Origin of the sequence: Pseudomonas agarici (assembly GCF_001543125.1) — a bacterium.
GTDB lineage: Bacteria > Pseudomonadota > Gammaproteobacteria > Pseudomonadales > Pseudomonadaceae > Aquipseudomonas > Aquipseudomonas agarici.
Genome location: NZ_CP014135.1, coordinates 2,353,169 through 2,375,224, shown reverse-complemented (window position 1 = coordinate 2,375,224; position 22,056 = coordinate 2,353,169). Strand labels below are relative to the sequence as shown.

Here is a 22,056-nt window from a genome sequence, read left to right as displayed (position 1 = left end):
ACCCCATTGACTCCCGTCAATACCACCCGCTGGCTATTTGTCCATGCTTGGCTGGCTTCTAGTGGCTTATGTGGCTAGTTCTGTTAGTCAATTTCGGCGCCACGGCCCATGACCTGCGTAGCTGTTCCTCGCCATAGCCGGCTATGACTGGTCGCGGCGCCTGGGCCATGAACTTCTGGCATTCGAGCTTGAGCTAACGAACTCACCGTACAGGTCACTAATCTGCCTATAACTCCAGACCCCGCGAATGCAACAGTGTCGGCCGGGTCTGAACCGTGGACGGGGAACCATGAACACTTCAATCAGTACTGCCTACAACTACAAGGTGGTCCGCCAATTCGCCATTATGACGGTGGTGTGGGGCATCGTCGGGATGGGGCTCGGGGTCTTCCTCGCGGCCCAATTGGTCTGGCCCGAACTCAACTTCGACCTGCCATGGACCAGCTTCGGCCGTCTGCGCCCACTGCATACCAACGCGGTGATCTTCGCCTTCGGCGGCTGCGCGCTGTTCGCCAGCTCCTATTACTCGGTGCAACGCACCTGCCAGACCCAGCTGTTTTCACCGAAGGTTGCAGCGTTCACTTTCTGGGGCTGGCAGTTGGTCATTCTCCTGGCGGCCATTAGTCTACCGCTGGGCTATACCAGCTCCAAGGAATACGCCGAGCTGGAATGGCCGATAGATATCCTGATCACCATCGTCTGGGTGGCCTACGCCTACGTGTTTTTCGGCACCGTGATCAAGCGCACCACTCGACACATCTACGTGGGCAACTGGTTCTTCGGTGCGTTCATCATCACCGTGGCGATTCTGCATATCGTCAACAACCTGGAAATCCCGATCAGCCTGACCAAGTCCTACTCGGTCTATGCCGGGGCCACCGACGCCATGGTCCAATGGTGGTACGGGCACAACGCGGTGGGCTTCTTCCTGACCGCCGGGTTCCTCGGGATGATGTACTACTTCGTGCCGAAACAGGCCCAACGCCCGGTGTATTCCTATCGCCTGTCCATCGTCCACTTCTGGGCGCTGATCACCGTGTACATCTGGGCAGGTCCCCACCACCTGCACTACACCGCCCTGCCAGACTGGGCGCAGTCGCTGGGCATGGTGATGTCGCTGGTCCTCCTGGCACCCAGCTGGGGCGGCATGATCAACGGCATGATGACCCTCTCGGGCGCCTGGCATAAGTTGCGCAGCGACCCAATCCTGCGTTTCCTGGTGGTATCCCTGGCGTTCTATGGCATGTCGACCTTCGAAGGCCCGATGATGGCAATCAAGACCGTCAACGCCCTCTCCCACTACACCGACTGGACCATCGGCCATGTGCATGCCGGCGCCCTCGGTTGGGTAGCGATGATCTCCATCGGCGCGCTGTACCACATGATCCCGAAAGTCTTCGGCCGCACACAAATGCACAGTATCGGCCTGATCAACGCGCACTTCTGGCTCGCGACCATCGGCACCGTGCTCTACATCGCCTCGATGTGGGTTAACGGCATCGCCCAGGGTCTGATGTGGCGCGCGGTCAACGAGGACGGCACGCTGACCTACTCCTTCGTCGAAACCCTGGTGGCCAGCCATCCCGGCTTCGTCGTACGGCTGGTCGGCGGTGCGATCTTCCTCTGCGGCATGCTGCTGATGGCCTACAACACCTGGCGCACCGTGGGCAGTGCCGAACCTGCCACCGTCACCGCCGCGCAGATGGCCTGAGGAGTTCGCCATGAAACACGAAGTGCTTGAAAAAAACGTCGGCCTGTTGATGCTGCTGATGGTCTTCGCCGTCAGCATCGGCGGCCTGACCCAGATCGTCCCGCTGTTCTTCCAGGACGTCACCAACAAGCCGGTGGAAGGCATGAAGCCCTACACCGCATTGCAACTGGAAGGTCGCGATATCTACATTCGGGAAGGCTGCGTCGGTTGCCACTCGCAGATGATTCGGCCGTTCCGCGCCGAGACCGAACGCTACGGGCATTACTCGGTGGCCGGCGAAAGCGTCTGGGACCACCCGTTCCTCTGGGGCTCCAAACGCACCGGGCCGGACCTGGCGCGGGTTGGCGGCCGGTACTCGGAAGACTGGCACCGTGCGCACCTGTACAACCCGCGCAACGTGGTACCGGAGTCGAAGATGCCGGCCTACCCCTGGTTGGTCGCTAATGCCCTTGATAGCAGCCACACCGAAACCAAGCTGCGGGCCATGCGCACGCTGGGCGTGCCCTATACCGACGACGACATCGGCGGTGCGGTCGCCAGCCTCAAGGGCAAGACCGAGATGGACGCACTGGTCGCCTACCTGCAAGTGCTCGGCACTGCGATCAAGAACAAGAGGTGAGCCATGGAGATAAGTAGTGGAATGATCCGCGGCCTCGGCACGCTGCTGGTGATGACTGCCTTTGCCGGGCTTGCGATCTGGGTGTTCAGCGCCAAGCGCAACCCAGAGTTCGCCCAGGCGCGCATGCTGCCGTTCGCCGACGAGCCCTCGCCCGAAACACCTGAACAAGACCCTGCAACAAGGAGCAATCGGCCATGACCATCTTCTGGAGTACGTACATCTGCGTACTGACCATCGGCAGCCTGATCGGCCTGACCTGGTTGTTGCTCGGCACCCGCCAAGGTGAAACCAAGGGCGGCGTCGACCAGACCATGGGCCATAGCTTCGACGGTATCGAAGAGTACGACAACCCGCTACCGCTGTGGTGGTTCATGCTGTTCGTCGCAACCCTGGTGTTCGCCGTGGGCTACCTGATTCTCTATCCTGGCCTGGGCAACTGGAAAGGCGTCCTGCCCGGCTACGAAAACGGCTGGACCGGCGCACACGAATGGGAAAAGGAGATGGACAAGGCCGATGCCAAATTTGGGCCGACCTTCGCCAAATTCGCCGCCATGCCTGTGGAAAAGGCGGCCAAGGATCCACAGGCACTGAAAATCGGCGGTCGCCTGTTCGCTTCCAACTGCGCGGTCTGCCATGGCTCAGACGCCAAGGGTGCTTACGGTTTCCCGAACCTGACCGACAACCTCTGGCGCTGGGGTGGCAGTACCGACGCAATCAAGACCACCCTCATGGGCGGGCGAATCGCGGCCATGCCGGCATGGGGCGAAATCCTCGGTGAAAACGACGTGAAAAACGTCGCAGCCTATGTCCGTCATGACCTGGCCCAACTACCGCTGTCGCAGGACTCCACGGCAGACCTGGAAGCTGGCCGACAATCGTTCAACACCAGTTGCATCGTCTGTCATGGTGCCACTGGCCAGGGCAATCCGATCATGGGAGCCCCGGACCTGACCCAACCCGCCGGCTTTATCTATGGCAACAGTCTGGCACAGTTGCAGCAGACCATCCGCCACGGGCGCCAGGGTCATATGCCGGCCCAGAGCGAACTGCTCGGCAACGACAAGGTGCAACTGCTGGCAGCTTACGTATTCAGCCTCTCGCACGACCGTCAAGGAGAAGATAAAACTCAATAAATACCAGATGTTTCCCGCCGCATCGACGAAGATACGGCAACTTCCCGCCTGCACGCGACCAAGTGTCGCACCTGTCTTTTAGTCCGCCTACCCACTCTCGGGAATCGGTACTAAGCTTTGCAAACCCCGATCAATCCCTAACCCCTCGCCCGCCGGTCAATCGCGGTATTTTCGAGGACGGGCTTTGACCTTACACCGAGTATGGAAAGGCCGTAGAATCAGCGTCGTAACGTAGTGACCCGGGTCATGGCGCGTTGCAATGACCCTACACTTTATCCATACTTGCGACCGATTTTTACCCCTAATAACTATACCCAAACCGTGGAACCTTAGAATGAGCACAGCAATCAGTCCGACTGCTTATAACTATAAGGTAGTCCGCCAGTTCGCCATCATGACGGTGGTCTGGGGGATCCTTGGCATGGGGCTCGGCGTATTCATCGCTTCTCAACTGGTCTGGCCGGAGCTGAATTTCGGTCTGCCGTGGACGAGTTTTGGACGCCTGCGCCCGTTGCACACCAGCCTGGTGATCTTCGCCTTCGCTGGTTGTGCATTGTTTGCCACCTCCTACTATGTGGTGCAACGTACCTGCCAGGTGCGATTGATCTCCGATAGCCTGGCGGCCTTCCACTTCTGGGGCTGGCAGGCAGTGATCATCGGCGCCATCGTGACCCTGCCATTGGGTTACACCACCACCAAGGAATACGCCGAACTGGAATGGCCGTTGGCGATCCTCCTGGCGATCGTCTGGGTGGCCTACGCGCTGGTGTTCTTCGGCACTATCGTCAAGCGCAAGACCAAGCATATCTATGTCGGCAACTGGTTCTATGGTGCGTTCATTGTCGTCACCGCCATGTTGCACATCGTCAACCACGCGTCCCTGCCGGTGAGCTTCTTCAAGTCCTATTCGGTCTACGCCGGGGCGACGGATGCGATGATCCAATGGTGGTATGGGCACAACGCGGTGGGTTTCTTCCTGACCACCGGGTTCCTCGGGATGATGTACTACTTCGTACCGAAACAGGCCGAGCGCCCGATCTACTCCTATCGCCTGTCCATCGTCCACTTCTGGGCACTGATCACCCTGTACATCTGGGCCGGTCCCCATCACCTGCACTACACCGCCCTGCCGGATTGGGCGCAGTCGCTGGGCATGGCGATGTCGATCATCCTCCTGGCACCGAGTTGGGGCGGCATGATCAACGGCATGATGACCCTTTCGGGCGCCTGGCATAAGCTGCGCACCGACCCGATCCTGCGCTTTCTGGTGGTGTCGCTGGCGTTCTACGGCATGTCGACCTTCGAAGGTCCGATGATGGCGATCAAGACCGTCAACTCGCTCTCCCACTACACCGACTGGACCATCGGCCACGTTCACGCCGGCGCCCTCGGCTGGGTAGCGATGATCTCCATCGGCGCGATCTACCATATGATTCCCAAGCTGTTCGGTCGCGCGCAGATGCACAGTGTCAGCTTGATCAACACCCACTTCTGGCTCGCGACCATCGGCACCGTACTCTACATCGCCTCGATGTGGGTCAATGGCATCACCCAAGGCCTGATGTGGCGAGCCATCAACGAGGACGGCACCCTGACCTACTCGTTCGTCGAAGCCCTGGTCGCCAGCCACCCCGGCTACATCGTGCGTGCCCTGGGCGGTGCGTTCTTCGCCAGTGGGATGCTGTTCATGGCCTATAACGTGTACCGCACCGTTCGTGCCTCGAATCCGGCTGAAGCTGAAGCCGCCGCTCAGATCGCTGTCGTTGGAGCTCACTGATGAAGCACGAAGTCGTCGAGAAAAACATCGGCCTGCTAACCTTCTTCATGGTCATCGCTGTCAGCATCGGCGGCCTGACCCAGATCGTCCCTTTGTTCTTCCAGGACGTCACCAACAAGCCGGTCGAAGGCATGAAGCCTCGCTCGGCCCTGGAACTGGAAGGCCGTGACCTCTACATCGCCAACGGGTGTGTCGGCTGCCACTCGCAGATGATCCGCCCCTTCCGCGCTGAAACCGAACGCTACGGACATTATTCGGTTGCCGGTGAAAGCGTCTGGGACCACCCGTTCCTGTGGGGCTCCAAGCGCACCGGTCCAGACCTCGCCCGCGTTGGCGGTCGTTACTCCGACGACTGGCACCGTGCGCACCTGTACAACCCACGCAACGTGGTGCCCGAGTCGAAAATGCCGGCGTACCCGTTCCTCGTGGAAAACAAACTCGACGGCAAGGACACCGCAAAAAAAATGGAAGTCCTGCGCACCCTGGGCGTGCCTTACACCGACGAAGACATCGCCGGGGCGAGAGACGCCGTGAAGGGCAAGACCGAAATGGACGCGCTGGTGGCCTACTTGCAGGGCCTGGGCACCATCATTAAAAGCAAACGGTGATCTGGATGGATATCGGGATGATTCGTGGCCTGGGCACCGTCGTGGTGATGGTGGCCTTTATCGGCCTGGCGTTGTGGGTGTTCAGCCCCAAGCGCAAGTCGGAGTTTGACGACGCGACTTTGCTGCCTTTCGCGGATGACCCCGAAGCCATCAAGCACGTCGAGCAAGCTTCTAGGAGTAACAAAGAATGACTACGTTCTGGAGTCTGTACGTCACAGTCCTCAGTCTGGGTACCATCTTCGCCCTGACCTGGCTGCTGCTGTCGACCCGCAAGGGCCAGCGCGCCGAGCAGACCGACGAGACAGTCGGCCACTCCTATGACGGGATCGAGGAATACGACAACCCGTTGCCGAAGTGGTGGTTCATGCTGTTCGTTGGCACCATCATCTTCGCCCTCGGCTACCTGGCGCTGTACCCGGGCCTGGGCAACTGGAAAGGCCTGTTGCCGGGTTATGGCTATCTGGACAACGACCAGCAGGTCCCCTTCGCCGACGGCCAGACCGGCTGGACCGGCGTACATGAATGGGAGAAGGAAATGGCCCGCTCGGATGCGCGGTTCGGGCCGATCTTCGCCAAGTACGCCGCCATGCCGATCGAAGAAGTCGCCAAGGACCCGCTAGCCCTGAAAATGGGCGGTCGCCTGTTCGCGTCCAACTGCTCGGTATGCCATGGCTCCGACGCCAAGGGCGCCTATGGCTTCCCCAACCTGACCGACAACGACTGGCGCTGGGGCGGTGACCCGCAAACCATCAAGACCACCATCATGGGCGGTCGCCATGCGGTCATGCCGGCCTGGGCCGAGGTAATTGGCGAACAGGGCGTGGCCGATGTGGCCGCCTTCGTGCTGACCAATCTCGACGGTCGCAAGCTGCCGGAAGGCGCCAAGGCCGACCCGGCCAACGGGCAAAAGCTCTTCGCCGCCAACTGCGTGGCCTGCCATGGTCCGGAGGGCAAGGGCACCCCAGCCATGGGCGCACCCAACCTGACGCACCCTGGTGCGTTCATCTACGGCTCGAGCTTCGCGCAACTGCAGCAGACCATTCGTCACGGTCGCCAGGGCCAGATGCCTGCCCAGGAACAGACCCAGGGCAACGACAAGGTCCACCTGCTGGCCGCCTATGTCTACAGCCTGTCCCATGGCGACAACAAGCCCGCGGAATAAACTCCCGGCTCGCCGCTCCACCCATGACCCCGTCGGTGCAGACTGGCGGGGCCTTTTTTATCCGCAAGCGCTCTATCACGTGGGTAATCCGCATGCTAGGCCAGGCGATTTCATCTATAGTCAATTGACCTGCATCATGTTTTGTTACATTTGCTGCACTATTCGGATCGCTCCCTCAACGCGACCAAAGGTCGCACCCTTGAGCCAGAGTGACAGGCGTATCATTACGCCACTGCACTACCCTTTCTGATCGCGGTCGGCATGTACTGACCGAGGCTTTTCCCCCTACCGTGGGATGCAATGATGAGCAAGCAAATTCCGGTACACGACGTTACTCCGCCTGCACAGCACTCGAACAACACCGTCGATCTCTACGCTTCACGCGAAAAAATCTACACCCGTGCCTTCACTGGCCTGTTCCGCAACCTGCGGATAGCCGGCGGTGCCGCGCTGTTCCTGCTGTATTTCGGGACCGTATGGCTGGACTGGGGTGGCCACCAGGCGGTCTGGTGGAACCTGCCCGAGCGCAAGTTCTTCATCTTCGGTGCAACCTTCTGGCCCCAGGACTTCATCCTGCTCTCCGGCATGCTGATCATCGCCGCCTTCGGCCTGTTCTTCATCACCGTCTACGCCGGGCGCGTCTGGTGCGGCTACACCTGCCCGCAAAGCGTCTGGACCTGGATCTTCATGTGGTGCGAAAAGATCACCGAAGGCGACCGCAACCAGCGCATCAAGATCGACAAGGCGCCCATGAGCGCCAACAAATTCCTGCGCAAGTTCGCCAAACACAGCCTCTGGTTGTTGATCGGCTTCGTCACCGGCATGACCTTTGTCGGTTACTTCTCGCCGATCCGTGAACTGATTATCGACTTCTTCACCGGCCAGGCCGATGGCTGGTCGTATTTCTGGGTCGCTTTCTTCACCCTCGCCACCTACGGTAATGCCGGTTGGCTGCGCGAGCAGGTGTGCATCTACATGTGCCCTTACGCACGCTTCCAGAGCGTAATGTTCGACAAGGACACGCTGATCGTCTCCTACGACCCACGCCGTGGCGAAGATCGTGGCCCACGCAAGAAAGGTATCGACTATCAGGCTCAGGGCCTGGGCGACTGCATCGATTGCACAATGTGCGTACAGGTCTGCCCCACCGGCATCGACATCCGCGACGGCCTGCAGGTCGAATGCATCGGCTGCGCCGCCTGCATCGACGCCTGCGACAGCGTCATGGACAAGATGGAATACCCACGCGGCCTGATCAGCTACACCACCGAACACAACCTCTCCGGGCAGAAGACCCAGCATTTGCGGCCACGCCTGATCGGTTATGCAGTGGTTCTGCTGGCAATGATCAGCCTACTGGTGAGTGCCTTCTTCATGCGCTCGCTGGTGGGTTTCGACGTCAGCAAGGACCGTGTGCTCTATCGCGAAAATGCCGAGGGGCGGATCGAAAACGTCTACAGCCTGAAGATCATGAACAAGGACCAACGCGACCACACTTACGTCCTCGACGCCAGTGGCCTGCCGGACCTGAAGCTGCAAGGCCGGCGTGAGATCAAGGTACCCGCCGGCGAGATTTTCAGCATGCCGGTCGAACTGTCCAGCGCCCCCGAACAACTGCCGTCGAGTACCAATGAGGTGAAATTCATTCTCCGCGATGCCGATGACGACAGCGTCCACATTGAAGCCAAGAGCCGATTCATCGGTCCACAAATTCGCTAAGGGAATCCACGATGTCCGTCGCCACCGCCACCAGCCCCTGGTACAAGCACCTTTGGCCCTGGATCATTATCGCCATCCTGGCCTGCTCGGTGACCCTGACCCTGTCGATGGTGACCATCGCGGTGAAGAACCCGGACAACCTGGTCAACGACAACTACTACGAGGCCGGCAAGGGCATCAACCGCTCGCTGGACCGTGAGCTGCTGGCCCAGACCCTGCAGATGCGGGCCAACCTACGCCTCGACGAAGTCACCGGCGAAGTCGACCTGCGCCTGAGCGGCGCCAGCTATCCGGCGACCCTGCAACTCAACCTGATCTCGCCGACCCAGCCGCAGAAGGATCGACGGATCATCCTGACCCGTAGCGAGACCGAACAAGGGCGCTATATCGGCCAGTTGAGCGACAAGGTCGAAGGCCGGCGTTTCGTCGAGCTGCTGGGCAAGCAGGACGACAGGACCTGGCGTATGTTCGAGGAAGAGCAGGTCAGCCACGACCAAGACCTGCTGCTGGGCGACGAGCCACTGCAAGGCGCCGAAGACCTCGCCAAGTAACCTCGCTCGCCACCGAAGTCCGCTTGCCGGAATTGATTGACCGATGGCCCCTATGACCCGTCCCGTACCCTGCTACCACTGCGCCCTGCCGGTCCCCGCTGGCAGTCGCTTCACCGCGGTCGTCCTCGATGAAACCCGCGAATTCTGCTGTCCCGGCTGCCAGGCTGTGGCCGAAGCTATCGTCGCCGGCGGTCTGGCGCATTACTACAGCCACCGCAGCGAACCCTGCGCCAACCCCGCCGTGCTGCCGGTGCAACTGCCGGACGAACTGGCGCTATACGACCGCGCCGATGTGCAGCAACCCTTTGTCCACCACGATGGCGAGCTTGTCGAAGCCACCTTGCTGATGGAGGGCATCAGTTGCGCCGCCTGCGGCTGGCTGATCGAAAAACACCTGCGCAACCTGCCGGCCGTGGCCGAGGCGCGCCTGAACCTGTCCAATCATCGGTTGCAGGTGCGCTGGATCGACAGCCAACTGGCCCTGAGTACATTGCTCGTCGAGCTACGCCAGATCGGCTACGCCGCCCACCCTTACCAGCCCGACCGCGCCAGCGAACAATTGGCCAGCGAAAACCGCAAGTCCTTGCGCCAGCTAGGCCTGGCCGGCTTGCTGTGGTTCCAGGCAATGATGGCGACCATGGCCACCTGGCCGGAATTCAATATCGACCTGAGCCCCGAGCTGCACACCATCCTGCGTTGGGTCGCACTGTTCCTCACCACCCCGATTGTCTTCTACAGCTGCGCGCCGTTCTTTCGTGGCGCTCTGCGCGACCTGCGCACCCGGCACCTGACCATGGACGTCTCGGTCTCGCTGGCGATCGGCAGCGCTTATTGCGCCGGGATCTGGACCGCGATCAGCGGCGTCGGCGAGCTGTATTTCGATGCCGTGGGCATGTTCGCCCTGTTTCTGCTCACCGGTCGTTACCTTGAGCGTCGCGCCCGCGAGCGCACGGCGGCGGCCACCGCGCAACTGGTCAATCTGCTGCCGGCTTCCTGCCTGCGCCTGCTCGCGGACGGCCAGAGCGAACGAATCCTGCTCAGCGAACTGCGCCAGGGCGACCGCGTGTTGGTGCATCCCGGCGCCGTATTGCCGGCGGACGGCAGGATTCTCGACGGCCAGTCGAGTATCGATGAATCGCTGCTGACCGGTGAATACCTGCCGCAACCGCATGCTCCGGGGGACGCGGTCACCGCCGGCACGTTGAACGTCGAGGGAGCACTGACGGTCGAGGTCCTGGCCCTCGGCCAGGACACCCGCCTGTCCGCAATCGTTCGCCTGCTGGAGCGCGCCCAAAGCGAAAAACCACGCCTGGCAAAGATCGCCGACCGCGCCTCGCAATGGTTCCTGCTGCTGTCGCTGATCGCAGCAGCGGCCATCGGCCTGCTCTGGTGGCAGCTCGACCCGGAGCGGGCGTTCTGGATCGTTCTGGCGATGCTGGTGGCAACCTGCCCATGTGCGCTATCGCTGGCCACTCCGACAGCGCTGACCGCCGCCACCGGCACACTGCACAAGCTCGGCCTGCTGCTGACTCGCGGCCATGTCCTCGAAGGTCTGAATCAGATCGACACGGTGATTTTCGACAAGACCGGCACCCTGACCGAGGGCCGCCTGACCTTGCGCACCATCCAGCCATTGCGCGAGTTGGACAGCGAGTACTGCCTGGCTCTAGCCGCCGCCCTGGAAAGCCGTTCCGAACACCCGATTGCCAAAGCTTTCGGTCGCACCCCGCAAATCGCCGAAGATGTCCTGAGCACACCCGGACGTGGCTTGGCGGGCCGCGTCGGCGAACAGCAGCTACGTATCGGCCAGGCGGCTTTCGTCTGTGAGCTCAGCGGTTGCGCGATCCCCGCGCCGCCGCAGGCCAGCGGGCAATGGCTGCTGTTGGGCGACAGCCACGGCGCCCTCGCCTGGTTGGTTCTCGACGACCGACTGCGCAGCGATGCACCGGACTTGCTCGCGGCCTGTCGCGCGCGCGGCTGGCGGACCCTGCTGCTGTCCGGTGACAGCTCGCCGATGGTCGCCAGTATCGCCACGGAGTTGGGTATCGACGAGGCCCGTGGCGGACTGCGTCCAGAGGACAAGCTGCAAGTCCTGAAACAACTGCAACAACAAGGGCACAAGGTGTTGATGCTTGGCGACGGCGTCAACGATGTGCCGGTCCTGGCCGCCGCCGATATCAGCGTTGCCATGGGCTCGGCCACGGACCTGGCGAAAACCAATGCCGACGCGGTACTGCTGTGCAATCGCCTGGATGCCCTGGCGCAGGCCTTCGGTCTGGCCCGCCGCACCAGTCGGGTAATCATCGAGAACCTGATCTGGGCGGCGCTGTACAATGGTCTCATGTTGCCGTTCGCCGCCCTCGGCTGGATCACTCCGGTGTGGGCCGCGGTCGGTATGTCCATCAGTTCGTTGACGGTGGTGTTGAATGCCCTGCGCTTGACTCGCCAACCGAGCCCGCCGGTCAACCAGGTCCTACCCGATACCCGCCCGCTGCCGGCCTGAGCCGTGCGGGCCTGGAGCAAAGATGCCAGCTCTTTACGTGATGATCCCAGCGGCACTGCTGATCGTCGCCATCGCCGTCTACATCTTCTTCTGGGCGGTGGACAGCGGCCAATACGACGATCTCGACGGTCCGGCCCACAGTATCCTGTTCGACGACCAGGACCCTAACCACCAGGCCGCCATCGAGGAGGCCAACGGGACTCCCCGCGACCACGACCAGCAGGCCCCTCCCCATGCTTGAACTGGCGCCCCTGTTGGTCTCGGCGGTGATTCTCGGCTTGCTCGGCGGCGGTCATTGCCTGGGCATGTGCGGCGGCCTGATGGGTGCCCTGACTCTGGCGATTCCCCAGCAACAGCGAGCCCGACGCCTGCGCCTGCTACTGGCTTACAATCTAGGGCGGATTCTCAGCTACACCGCCGCCGGCCTGTTGATCGGCCTCCTCGGTTGGGCAGCGGCCAACAGTCCGGCGGCAATGCTGTTGCGGGTGCTGGCCGGCTTGTTGCTGATCGTCATGGGCCTGTACCTGGCCGGTTGGTGGAACGGCCTGATCCGCGTGGAAAGCCTCGGGCGCGGCCTGTGGCGACATATCCAGCCCGTCGCCAGCCGCCTGTTGCCAGTGTCTAGCCTGCCCCGAGCCTTGCTGCTCGGGGCATTGTGGGGTTGGCTGCCCTGTGGCCTGGTCTACAGCACACTGCTATGGGCAGCGAGCCAGGGCAATGCTGTCGACAGCGCGCTGCTGATGCTGGCCTTCGGCCTCGGGACCTGGCCGATCCTGCTAGCCACCGGGCTGGCGGCGGAACGGGTCACAGCGATCCTGCGCAAGCGCAGCGTGCGCCTGGGCGGTGGGTTGCTGGTTATGTTGTTCGGCTTGTGGACCCTACCCGGCCCTCATCAACACTGGTTGATGGGGCACTGATCCTTGTGACGAGCGAGGTCCTCGGAACGCTGCATCGTCCTGTCGGCCCGGTCGGGGTGCAGGGTGTTCGATGCCTACCTGGGACAGCAGCGTCGCCGGCGGCTTTCCCCCCAAATCATCTAAAACTCAGATGACTGCGGACCGCTGTACCATCCCGGCACACGCTGGCCTCAAGAACTCCCACTGAGGTACCCTTACAGTTTATGCGTGTCACCCTACAAGGATTTGAGAAATGTCTGAGCCCGTGAAACTGCGCTCCCACAGCCAGGCTCATTGCAAGGATTGCAGCCTGGCTCCTCTCTGTCTGCCACTTTCACTGAATCTGGAAGACATGGATGCGCTGGACGAAATCGTCAAACGTGGGCGTCCGCTGAAAAAAGGCGAGTTCCTGTTTCATCAAGGCGACACCTTCAGCTCCGTTTATGCTGTACGTTCGGGGGCCTTGAAGACTTTCAGCCTGAGCGACGGTGGCGAAGAACAGATCACCGGCTTTCACTTGCCCAGCGAACTGGTCGGCTTGTCCGGCATGGATACCGAGACCCACCCCGTATCGGCCCGGGCCCTGGAGACCACCTCGGTCTGCGAGATTCCCTTTGAGCGCCTGGACGAACTGGCCCTGCAACTGCCGCCATTGCGCCGTCAGTTGATGCGAGTGATGAGCCGAGAAATCCGCGACGACCAGCAAATGATGCTGTTGCTGTCGAAAAAGACCGCTGACGAGCGGATCGCTACCTTCCTGGTCAACCTTTCCGCACGTTTTCGCGCCCGCGGATTCTCCGCCCGGCAGTTCCGCTTGAGCATGTCGCGCCACGAGATCGGCAACTACCTGGGGCTGGCGGTGGAAACCGTATCCCGAGTGTTCACCCGTTTCCAGGTCAACGAACTGATCGTCGCCGAAGGCAAGGAAGTGCAGCTCCTCGACCCGATCCAACTCTGCGCGCTTGCCGGCGGTTCGCTCGAAGGCTGATCCAGACACACGTCGCGGGTATACTGGGGCGCTTACAGCCTTCCAGGACACCGCGACGATGGCCTTTGACAGCTTCGACATCAAATCCTTGATCCGCCCGGTTATCGACTTTCCGAAACCGGGAGTGATCTTTCGCGACATTACCCCGCTGTTTCAGTCGCCCCAGGCAATCCGAGTGGTGGCCGATACCTTTATCCACCGGTATGTCGAAACCGACTTCAGTCATATCGGTGCGATGGATGCCCGTGGTTTCCTGATCGGCTCGATTATCGCCTACCAGTTGAACAAGCCGCTGATCCTGTTTCGCAAACAGGGCAAGTTGCCGGGGGATGTGCTGTCCGAGGGTTATCAGACCGAATACGGCGAGGCCTTCCTCCAAGTCCATGCCGACAGCCTGTGCGAAGGCGACTCGGTACTGATCTTCGATGACCTGATCGCTACCGGCGGCACGCTGAGCGCCGCCGCCAACCTGGTACGGCGCATGGGCGCCAAGGTCCTCGAAGCGGCTGCCATCATCGACTTGCCGGAACTCGGCGGCTCCCAGCGCCTGAACGACATGGGTATCCCGAGCTACTGCCTGACCCAGTTCTCTCTGTCGGAAACGTGACCCTCTCAGCCCAGTACTTCACTCAGGGGAATGAAGTTGACCCAATCGCCTTCCACCAGCGTGGTACCTTCCAGCACTTCCACCAACCCTTCGGCCCACGCCGCGCTGCGTAGCACGCCGGAACTCTGGTTGCGATAGATGACCGCCCTGGCGTTTTCCAGGCGCCCGCGCAAGTATTCCCGGCGGTTGCCCGGCTTCGGCCAGGAAAACCCGGCCGGGACCTTGAACTGCAAAGGCCGGACCTCCTGTACGCCCAGGCGCCGCAGCAGATAAGGCCGAGCCAACAGTGCAAAAGTCACCAACGTCGATGCAGGATTGCCCGGCAGGCCAATCACCGGCACGCCACGAAAGTGCCCGAAGGTCAGGGGTTTTCCAGGCTTGATCGCCAGCTTCCAGAGGTCCAATTCACCTTCTTCACGCAGGGCGATGCCGAGGCAATCGGCTTCACCGACCGACACGCCGCCGGTGGAAAGAATCAGGTCAACATCCCCCAGCTCCGTCAGGCGCTGGCGGGTGGTCGGCAGGTCATCCGGTAGGATGCCGGCATCCACCACTGCGCAGCCCAGGCGTTTGAGCCAGCTGCACAGCAGTACGCGATTGCTGTTGTAGATATGCCCCGGTCCCAGCGCCCGACCTGGCTCGATCAACTCATCGCCAGTCGACAGAACGGCGACCCGGACCCGACGAATCACCGACAGTTCGGCACAACCCAAGGACGCCGCCAGGCCCTGTTCGATCGGCCCTATGCGGGTGCCCGCCGATAGTACCTGTTCGCCAACCGTGGTTTCCTGCCCCTGGGGGCGGATGTTCTGTTGCAGCACCAGCGGCTCGTTGAAACGTACCCGTTGATCGGCTTGGACATCGACGTTCTCCTGCATTTCAACGCAGTCGGCGCCTACCGGTAGCGGCGCCCCGGTAAAGATCCGTGCGCAGGTGCCGGATAACAACGGCGCTGGCGCGTGTCCAGCGAAAATCCGCTGGCTGACCGGCAATGGTTCACCGTGCCAGTCGGCCAGGCGCAAGGCATAACCGTCCATGGCGCTGTTGGGCCACGGCGGCAGGTCGAGACTGGAGACCAGATCTTCGGCCAACACCCGGCCCTCGGTCTCCGCCAGCGGCAAGCGCTCGGCTTCACGAATCGGCGCCGCCTCGGCCAGTTCCAACAATCGGGCCAGGGCGATCTCGACCGGAATCAGGGCGCCGGTCTTGCCCGGCTTACCCACGGGATTCACAAGGTGGCGCCTGTTTCAGGTGAGGAACGAAATTGCACGGACGCTGGCGAGAGTCCAGTTGCTCGGCGAGGATCCCGTCCCAGCCGGTACGCACCGCATTGGTCGAGCCCGGCAGGCAGCAGACCAAGGTTCCGTTGGCCAACCCGGCCAGAGCACGGGACTGCACGGTGGAGGTGCCAATATCGGCCACGGAAATCTGCCGGAACAGCTCGCCGAAGCCGTCCACCTGCTTGTCCAACAGGCACGCAACCGCTTCCGGGGTGCTGTCACGACCGGTGAAGCCGGTGCCACCGGTAATCAACACGACCTGGACCACATCCTCGGCGATCCAGGTGGCCACTTGCGCGCGGATCCGGTACAGATCATCCTTGAGCAGCACCCGCTCCGCGAGGCGATGACCGGCGGCGGTCAGGCGATCGACGAAGACCTGCCCGGAAGTGTCGGTTTCAAAGGTACGGGTATCACTGACAGTCAAGACCGCGATATTCAGCGGCACAAAGGGCGTATCAGCCTTGGTTTTCATAGGCCTGGTCCAGTTGTTATAGGAGAAACATGCCGGTGTTATATCACAGCGCTGCCTTTCATAAATGCCGTCATGAACGCCGTAACAGAGTCCTGCCCCGTCGAGGCTCGCCATGTCGTTGATCAAGGTTTCCATTGTGGTCCTGGCCGGTGGCCGTGGCCAGCGCATGGGCGGCCAGGACAAGGGCCTGTTGGAGTGGCGGGGCCGGCCGCTGATCGCCCATCTGCATGCCACCGCGCGGACGCTGACCGACGACCTGGTCATTTCCTGCAATCGAAATTCGCAACGCTACGCGATCTACGCCGACCGCCTGGTAGCGGACGACAGCGACGACTTCCCTGGCCCGCTGGCAGGAATTCGCGCCGCACTGGCGGTGGCGCGCCACTCACACCTGTTGGTACTGCCCTGTGATGTGCCACGGGTCGATCGCAACCTGCTCCAGGCCATGATCGACGCGGCTGGCCAGCACCCGGAACAGCCCCTGATGGTGCGCCAGGGCGAACACTGGGAGCCGCTGCTGTGTGTGATTCCCGTGGCACTGGCAGGGGCTTTCGAGCGAGCCTGGGCGAGCGGCGAACGCAGTCCGCGCAAGGTCATGTTGCCCCTGCAGGCCCTGGCCCTACAGTGCCCGGCGAACGATCCCAGGCTGGCCAATCTCAATACTGCGCAACTGCTTGAGCATGGCGATAACCCGCCGGATGGACACAGGCGAGGAACTTGCTGAAAATACTGTCGTCTTAATACTAATCAATCCGAATTTTTTCTGGAGAAGCACCATGACTCACCGGCCCCTCGCCGCCCTCATGCTGACCATGGGCCTGGCAGCCCTCGCCGGCTGTTCATCGCCGACCGTGATCACCCTGAACGACGGGCGTGAAATCCAGGCCGTGGACACTCCGAAGTATGATTCCGAATCCGGCTTCTACGAGTTCCAGCAGTTGGACGGCAAGAATACCCGCATCAACAAGGATCAGGTGCGTACCGTCAAAGAGCTGTAACCCTTCGCGCGCCCCGGCAAAGCCCGCCTTGTGCGCATGTGCAGGCTTTATGCCGGACTGAACCCGGTTCACCAGCGTAGGGTGATTTCGCTCTCGAAACAGCGCGTCTGCCCACTGATCGGGTCGACGAAACGCAATCCCTGGGCCAATAGCTTGAGCGGATTGGCGTAATCATCCTTCGCCTCCTTGAGCACCCGTGGATAAAACGGGTCGTTGCAAATCCCAGCCCCCAGGGCAGCCATGTGTACCCGCAACTGATGCTTCTTCCCCGTCACCGGATACAGGGCATACCGCCAGAGTCCGGCCCCCTTCTCGATCACCTCGATGGCCGTCTCGGTATTGCTGGCACCTTCGCCTTCACGCATGCGAAAGAACGGCTCGCCCTCTACCAGGCGACTCTGGTGAGTCCACGGAAAGGACAATTCGGGCAAGGGGCGGGCAATCGCCTCGTAGCGTTTCTCGATTTGCCGGGTCGGAAACAACGACTGATAAGCCGAACGGCTCTGGGGATTGGCTGAAAACAGCACCAGCCCGGCGGTATGCCGATCGATCCGGTGCAACGGTACCAGGTTGGGGTTGTCCAACCGGTGGATCAGCCGGCGCAGCAAGGTTTGCTCGACATACTCGCCAGCTGGGGTCACAGGCAGGAAATGCGGTTTGTCGGCTAATACCAGGTGCTCGTCGGCATAGAGAATCGTCTCCGTGACCGGAATCGGCGTCTCGTTCGGCACTTCGCGAAAATAATGAATCTTCAGGCCTTCGCGATAGGCCAACTGTGCCGTGATCGGCCGGCCCTGGGCGTCGAGCACTCGGCCCCGGGCAATCCGGTCGAGCCATTGCTCGCGACCGATGGCCTGAAAGTGCTCGCACAAGCACTCCAGCACCGTGGGCCAGGCACCTGGAGGCAGGTACAAGGTGCTGGCCTGGTTTTCGGCGGCGTTGAAAGGCGAAGCGGACATGACGGGGCTCGAACGGTTGGCTAGACAGGCATTATCCGGCAAGACCCAGGTGCCCCGTCAATCAATCGTGCCGCTAGTGGCCTGTACGGTTAGTTCGTTGGCTCAAGCTCGGATGCCACAAATCCATGGCCAAGGCGCTATGGCGAGGAACAGCAACGCCGGTCAGAGGCCGGTGACGCCGACATTGACTCATAGAACTCACCCCACAGGCCACTAGGCCTCAAACCGCAGCCAGTTGATTCCTCAACAGCGTCGAACCGGCCGCCTCGGTGTAGTCCTTCAGCCAGCGCAACACATCCACTGCCTCCCAGCGCCCCGGATCGTAGAGCGCATAAAGCAATCCCTGGTAACCCACCACATCCAATTGGCGGTGATAGCCCGCCCGCTGGAATAGCGCCTCGATTTCCGCGAAGCAGGTGTTAAAATGCAGCTTGTTGAACGGCGTCTTGCCTTCCGTCACCAGCCCATCCAGGCGCAACTCCAGCACCGCTTCGCGGACGACGTCCGCGGACATGCGGTTCACGCTGGCTTTCAACTGTTCGACATTGACCATGCTTTTACCCTCTTGATCTTTCCTGGTTTCGTCCCTGGGTGCGCATGTCATGGTGGACATCCTGTCCCAACGTCGAGACGAAAACTGTATGAATATACAGTAACTTAATTTTTTGTAATCCGCCAACGGATTACCGGCCACACACCGCGTGTCATGATTCCCTGGGATGGACCTTTCCATAGACGTTGCCGCCGATGAACGAACCCACCGTACCGAGGATCACCATGGCATAGGTTGCGCCATCAATCTTTCCATACCATGTCAAGGTCGCGGTGCTTACACCTACCACCAATGTCGCGAGAAATTTGCGTCCGCCCAATTGGTTGACCAGAAACACTTGCCTCCCTTTCATTTCACTTCCTCCCTGCACCACTGAGCGCGCTGCATCAAAACGTCATGAGGCGACGTAAGCACAGGCGTTTTGCGGGTGCAAGCTCAGGCAATCTGATGAAACAGAAGGACCGGGACAGCGTTGACAGCGAGGATGTAGAGGAAGGATTCAGCGTACAAAGGCCACGACCTGCTCGACGTCGAAAGGCCAACCCAGCTCTGCGCCGGTGTCTGCCCGCCGCAACACCGGAATCCGCAGGCTATAAGTCTCGAACAGCACTTCGCTGTCGGCGATGTCTATCAATTCGACCATCAGGCCGTGTTCGACCAACGGTATCAACACAGCTTCGGCGGCTTCACATAGATGGCAACCCAGGGTGCCGAACAACTGGCAGTCAGGAAGCATGGCAAAAGGCTCGAGACAAGATGAAGACTCATTTTAGGCTCCCTGTGCGGGGCAGTCGAGCCGGGGACTCAAGGCGTGAAGCGCACAGGGTGGAGCGCCGAATCAATCCTGACTGACCGCCCCAATCTTATGTATCGACAGGTCGGCACCGTAATACTCTTCTTCCTGACTCAGGCGCAGGCCGTGCAGCACCTTGATCCCCCCATACACGGCAAAACCGCCGATCAATGCGACCACCACGCCCAACGCCGTACCGATCAACTGGCTGGCCAGGCTGACGCCGCCCAGCCCACCCAGCGCCTGCTGGCCGAAGATCCCACAAGCCACGCCACCCCACACCCCGCACAGACCGTGCAACGGCCAGACACCCAGGACATCGTCGATCTTCCACTGGCTCTGAGCGGCAATAAAGCACCAGACAAACAATCCGCCCGCCACCGAGCCGGTCACCAGCGCACCGATCGGATGCATCAGGTCGGAACCGGCACAAATCGCCACCAGCCCGGCCAACGGCCCGTTGTGCAGAAAGCCCGGATCGTTGCGGCCGATGATCAACGCCGCTACCGTGCCGCCGACCATCGCCATCAATGAGTTGACCGCCACCAGGCCGCTGACGCCCTGCAGGGTCTGTGCGCTCATCACGTTGAAACCGAACCAGCCGACGATCAAAATCCACGAACCCAGGGCCAGAAACGGAATGCTCGAAGGCGCGAACGCCACCAGACGACCCTCACGATAACGGCCCTGACGTGGCCCTAGCAGCAGGACCGCCGCCAGCGCCAGCCAACCGCCCATGGCGTGCACCACCACCGAACCGGCAAAATCATGGAAGCTCGCTCCCAAGTGTGCCAGCAACCAGGCCTGCAGGCCGAAATTGCCATTCCAGACAACGCCCTCGAAAAACGGGTAGACGAACGCCACGATCAGCGCCGTGGCGCACAATTGCGGGGCAAACCTTGCGCGCTCGGCGATCCCGCCGGAGATGATCGCCGGAATGGCCGCGGCGAATGTCAGCAGGAAAAAGAACTTCACCAGCCCGTAGCCATGATCGCCGCTGATCTGCGCTGCCGGGTGCAAGAAGCTCACTCCATAGGAAATCCAGTAACCTATGAAGAAATAGGCCAAGGTCGAGACCGCGAAATCACTGAGGATCTTCGACAACGCGTTTACCTGGTTTTTCTGGCGCACGGTGCCGACTTCGAGGAAGGCGAAGCCGGCGTGCATGGCCAGAACCATCACCGCGCCAAGCAGGATAAACAGGGTATTGGAACCATGGACCAGACTGTCCACAGCGCTTTGCAAATTTTCCATGGAGACGGCAGACCTGAAGTCAGGGAAAGCACCAAAATTGTTCACAGCGCCTATTTTTCGCACCTTAGTGGCGCAACCGGCGACTGGCGGCGAACCGCTTTGGCGCAGGGCGAAGAACAGGGTCAACGAGCGCTTTGGTTTTTTCCGCGTGTTTGAACTATTTAAGGTAAGGTTTTCGCGCAGTTGCGCCCATCGACGCCCAGACACGGCGCACGCACCGACAACCACACACCCGCACGCAGCAAAACCCGTACCAGCCAATCAGAGTGAACCTTCGCACAAGGCCCGCACTCGAATCTGTCACACGTCGTCCACAACGCCTCTTAAGGAGATCAACACCATGGCCAGCAAAACGGCAAAGACTGCTCAGGAAATATTGATGGCGGATTTTCACACGCTGATCGGCGACACGGAACGCCTGCTTGAACACACGGCGACCCTGGCGGGCGACCAGGCTGACGAACTACGCGCGCAGATTCACGACAGCCTGCTAAAGGCCAGAGAGACCTTGCAATTGACCGAAGCGTCCCTACGCGAGCGCGGCCACGCCGCCGTGGAAGCGACTGAGGACTACGTCCAGGCCAATCCCTGGCAGTCCGTCGGCATCGCCGCCGGGATCGGCTTTCTGATCGGCCTGCTGGCCACACGGCGCTGATCATGGCGAGCGATGAATCGAACCGCGCCCGCTCCTCCACGCGACGCCTGGGTGCCGCCTTCCTCGGCCTGCTGCACAGTCATGTCGAGTTGTTCGGCATCGAACTGCAGGAGCAGAAGTCCCGCACCGTCAGCCTGTTACTGTTCGCCGGACTGGCACTGGTCTTCGCGTTACTGCTGTTGATCGGCCTGTCGGTGCTGGTACTGATCCTGGTCTGGGACACCTATCGCCTGAGCGGCATCATCGGCTTGTGCGTCTTTTATACGCTGGCGGCGTTATTCTGCGGCCTGCGCCTGAAAGCTGCGATCTTCGATGAATCCTCTCCCTTCAACGCCACGCTCGAAGAGCTGGCCAACGACCGCGAGCGACTGTTGCCATGAGCGAACCTGAACTGAAAAAGTACAGCTCGCGCCGGGAAATGCGCAAGGCGCTGATCCGCCTGCGTATGGAAATGCATCGTCAGGAAATCCGCCATGAGTCCCAGCAGATGCTGCAACCGCTACAGCGCCTGCGCGGCATGGGCCAACACTGGCAGGAAAATCTCGGCATCAAGCACGCGCCCTTGTGGGGAATCGGTGTGGTCACGTTGCTGGGTTTTCTCGGCGGCAAGGGCGCCAAGGGCAGCGGCCTCAATGGCCTGTCACGGCTGATACGCCTGGGCACCAGCCTGATCCCGCTGATCAAGCTGGTGCTGCAGGGTGGGTCAGGCAAGCGTTGATCGCCGCGCCTGGCCGATCGATAAAGCCGCGCCTGGCAGTTTTTGCTTGCAGGCGCGCCACCTAACCGGGAAGCTAGCGGTTCAATCACCCGACGGA

At 61.2% G+C, this 22,056-nt stretch carries 27 protein-coding genes; 20 read left to right on the top strand and 7 right to left on the bottom strand.

Features of this window, described 5'->3' with window-relative positions:
• The first annotated feature begins 289 nt into the window (after positions 1-289).
• The 15 genes from ccoN (AWM79_RS10515) to AWM79_RS10445 all read left to right on the top strand — a co-directional run bounded on the left by ccoN (AWM79_RS10515) (position 290) and on the right by AWM79_RS10445 (position 14,274).
• Positions 290-1,711, top strand: coding sequence for a cytochrome-c oxidase, cbb3-type subunit I (ccoN, locus tag AWM79_RS10515; protein ID WP_060782774.1), 1,422 nt, complete (start codon positions 290-292; stop codon positions 1,709-1,711).
• Between the two features lie 10 nt (positions 1,712-1,721).
• A complete protein-coding gene (gene ccoO / locus AWM79_RS10510) occupies positions 1,722-2,330 on the top strand; it encodes a cytochrome-c oxidase, cbb3-type subunit II (protein WP_017131814.1) in 609 nt (202 codons plus the stop codon).
• A 3-nt stretch (positions 2,331-2,333) separates the two neighbouring features.
• Positions 2,334-2,528, top strand: a complete 195-nt coding sequence (locus AWM79_RS10505) for a cbb3-type cytochrome oxidase subunit 3 (protein ID WP_279615812.1) — start codon at positions 2,334-2,336, stop codon at positions 2,526-2,528.
• Entirely contained in the window at positions 2,525-3,463 is a 939-nt protein-coding gene (gene ccoP / locus AWM79_RS10500) for a cytochrome-c oxidase, cbb3-type subunit III (RefSeq protein WP_060782773.1), read from the top strand. The genes AWM79_RS10505 and ccoP (AWM79_RS10500) overlap by 4 nt, the downstream gene beginning before the upstream one ends.
• Positions 3,464-3,797: 334 nt before the next feature.
• On the top strand, positions 3,798-5,240 hold the full coding sequence (gene ccoN / locus AWM79_RS10495) for a cytochrome-c oxidase, cbb3-type subunit I (RefSeq protein ID WP_017131811.1): 1,443 nt from the start codon (positions 3,798-3,800) through the stop codon (positions 5,238-5,240).
• Positions 5,240-5,848, top strand: a complete 609-nt coding sequence (ccoO, locus tag AWM79_RS10490) for a cytochrome-c oxidase, cbb3-type subunit II (protein WP_017131810.1) — start codon at positions 5,240-5,242, stop codon at positions 5,846-5,848. Before ccoN (AWM79_RS10495) ends, ccoO (AWM79_RS10490) begins: the two co-directional genes overlap by 1 nt.
• 5 nt (positions 5,849-5,853) lie before the next feature.
• Positions 5,854-6,039, top strand: coding sequence for a CcoQ/FixQ family Cbb3-type cytochrome c oxidase assembly chaperone (locus tag AWM79_RS10485; protein WP_003183474.1), 186 nt, complete (start codon positions 5,854-5,856; stop codon positions 6,037-6,039).
• The gene (gene ccoP / locus AWM79_RS10480) at positions 6,036-7,010 is read left to right on the top strand and encodes a cytochrome-c oxidase, cbb3-type subunit III (RefSeq protein ID WP_017131808.1); all 975 of its coding nucleotides are present in this window, start codon (positions 6,036-6,038) and stop codon (positions 7,008-7,010) included. The genes AWM79_RS10485 and ccoP (AWM79_RS10480) overlap by 4 nt, the downstream gene beginning before the upstream one ends.
• Before the next feature lie 303 nt (positions 7,011-7,313).
• Positions 7,314-8,729: a cytochrome c oxidase accessory protein CcoG gene (gene ccoG / locus AWM79_RS10475; RefSeq protein WP_017131807.1), complete on the top strand. Its 1,416-nt coding sequence runs from the start codon at positions 7,314-7,316 to the stop codon at positions 8,727-8,729.
• Between the two features lie 11 nt (positions 8,730-8,740).
• Positions 8,741-9,280, top strand: a complete 540-nt coding sequence (locus AWM79_RS10470; protein ID WP_017131806.1) for a FixH family protein — start codon at positions 8,741-8,743, stop codon at positions 9,278-9,280.
• 52 nt (positions 9,281-9,332) lie between these two features.
• On the top strand, positions 9,333-11,783 hold the full coding sequence (locus AWM79_RS10465; RefSeq protein ID WP_060783969.1) for a heavy metal translocating P-type ATPase: 2,451 nt from the start codon (positions 9,333-9,335) through the stop codon (positions 11,781-11,783).
• A 22-nt stretch (positions 11,784-11,805) separates the two neighbouring features.
• On the top strand, positions 11,806-12,024 hold the full coding sequence (ccoS, locus tag AWM79_RS10460; RefSeq protein WP_017131804.1) for a cbb3-type cytochrome oxidase assembly protein CcoS: 219 nt from the start codon (positions 11,806-11,808) through the stop codon (positions 12,022-12,024).
• Positions 12,017-12,700, top strand: a complete 684-nt coding sequence (locus AWM79_RS10455; protein WP_017131803.1) for a sulfite exporter TauE/SafE family protein — start codon at positions 12,017-12,019, stop codon at positions 12,698-12,700. Before ccoS ends, AWM79_RS10455 begins: the two co-directional genes overlap by 8 nt.
• A gap of 232 nt (positions 12,701-12,932) precedes the next feature.
• Positions 12,933-13,667, top strand: a complete 735-nt coding sequence (gene fnr / locus AWM79_RS10450) for a fumarate/nitrate reduction transcriptional regulator Fnr (protein ID WP_017131802.1) — start codon at positions 12,933-12,935, stop codon at positions 13,665-13,667.
• A gap of 58 nt (positions 13,668-13,725) precedes the next feature.
• Positions 13,726-14,274, top strand: coding sequence for an adenine phosphoribosyltransferase (locus AWM79_RS10445; RefSeq protein WP_017131801.1), 549 nt, complete (start codon positions 13,726-13,728; stop codon positions 14,272-14,274).
• Positions 14,275-14,279: 5 nt separating this feature from the next.
• Here AWM79_RS10445 and AWM79_RS10440 read toward each other — a convergent pair whose 3' ends face one another.
• Both AWM79_RS10440 and moaB read right to left on the bottom strand, forming a co-directional pair.
• Complete coding sequence (locus tag AWM79_RS10440; protein WP_060782772.1) at positions 14,280-15,506, bottom strand: molybdopterin molybdotransferase MoeA; 1,227 nt, start codon at positions 15,504-15,506, stop codon at positions 14,280-14,282.
• Entirely contained in the window at positions 15,490-16,029 is a 540-nt protein-coding gene (gene moaB, locus AWM79_RS10435) for a molybdenum cofactor biosynthesis protein B (RefSeq protein ID WP_017131799.1), read from the bottom strand. Before moaB ends, AWM79_RS10440 begins: the two co-directional genes overlap by 17 nt.
• Before the next feature lie 112 nt (positions 16,030-16,141).
• Here moaB and mobA point away from each other — a divergent pair, with 112 nt between their 5' ends.
• Together mobA and AWM79_RS10425 are read left to right on the top strand one after the other, a co-directional pair.
• A complete protein-coding gene (gene mobA, locus AWM79_RS10430) occupies positions 16,142-16,753 on the top strand; it encodes a molybdenum cofactor guanylyltransferase MobA (protein ID WP_017131798.1) in 612 nt (203 codons plus the stop codon).
• A 52-nt stretch (positions 16,754-16,805) separates the two neighbouring features.
• Complete coding sequence (locus tag AWM79_RS10425) at positions 16,806-17,027, top strand: YgdI/YgdR family lipoprotein (protein WP_017131797.1); 222 nt, start codon at positions 16,806-16,808, stop codon at positions 17,025-17,027.
• 68 nt (positions 17,028-17,095) lie between these two features.
• Here the strand turns inward: AWM79_RS10425 and AWM79_RS10420 are convergent, their stop codons facing one another.
• The 5 genes from AWM79_RS10420 to AWM79_RS10400 all read right to left on the bottom strand — a co-directional run bounded on the left by AWM79_RS10420 (position 17,096) and on the right by AWM79_RS10400 (position 20,586).
• On the bottom strand, positions 17,096-17,986 hold the full coding sequence (locus tag AWM79_RS10420; RefSeq protein ID WP_017131796.1) for a pseudouridine synthase: 891 nt from the start codon (positions 17,984-17,986) through the stop codon (positions 17,096-17,098).
• A gap of 220 nt (positions 17,987-18,206) precedes the next feature.
• The gene (locus AWM79_RS10415; RefSeq protein ID WP_060782771.1) at positions 18,207-18,539 is read right to left on the bottom strand and encodes a hypothetical protein; all 333 of its coding nucleotides are present in this window, start codon (positions 18,537-18,539) and stop codon (positions 18,207-18,209) included.
• A 151-nt stretch (positions 18,540-18,690) separates the two neighbouring features.
• Entirely contained in the window at positions 18,691-18,891 is a 201-nt protein-coding gene (locus AWM79_RS10410) for a hypothetical protein (RefSeq protein ID WP_017131794.1), read from the bottom strand.
• A 147-nt stretch (positions 18,892-19,038) separates the two neighbouring features.
• Positions 19,039-19,275 (bottom strand): glutaredoxin family protein, encoded by a 237-nt coding sequence (locus AWM79_RS10405; protein ID WP_017131793.1) that lies wholly within the window; start codon positions 19,273-19,275, stop codon positions 19,039-19,041.
• A gap of 102 nt (positions 19,276-19,377) precedes the next feature.
• A complete protein-coding gene (locus AWM79_RS10400) occupies positions 19,378-20,586 on the bottom strand; it encodes an ammonium transporter (protein ID WP_017131792.1) in 1,209 nt (402 codons plus the stop codon).
• Positions 20,587-20,926: 340 nt separating this feature from the next.
• Between AWM79_RS10400 and AWM79_RS10395 the strand changes: the two genes are divergently transcribed.
• The 3 genes from AWM79_RS10395 to AWM79_RS10385 are packed head-to-tail and all read left to right on the top strand — an operon-like array spanning position 20,927 to position 21,959.
• On the top strand, positions 20,927-21,241 hold the full coding sequence (locus tag AWM79_RS10395) for an ElaB/YgaM/YqjD family protein (protein ID WP_017131791.1): 315 nt from the start codon (positions 20,927-20,929) through the stop codon (positions 21,239-21,241).
• A 2-nt stretch (positions 21,242-21,243) separates the two neighbouring features.
• A complete protein-coding gene (locus AWM79_RS10390; RefSeq protein ID WP_060782770.1) occupies positions 21,244-21,621 on the top strand; it encodes a phage holin family protein in 378 nt (125 codons plus the stop codon).
• Positions 21,618-21,959 (top strand): hypothetical protein, encoded by a 342-nt coding sequence (locus tag AWM79_RS10385; RefSeq protein WP_017131789.1) that lies wholly within the window; start codon positions 21,618-21,620, stop codon positions 21,957-21,959. The genes AWM79_RS10390 and AWM79_RS10385 overlap by 4 nt, the downstream gene beginning before the upstream one ends.
• The last annotated feature ends 97 nt before the right edge of the window (positions 21,960-22,056 follow it).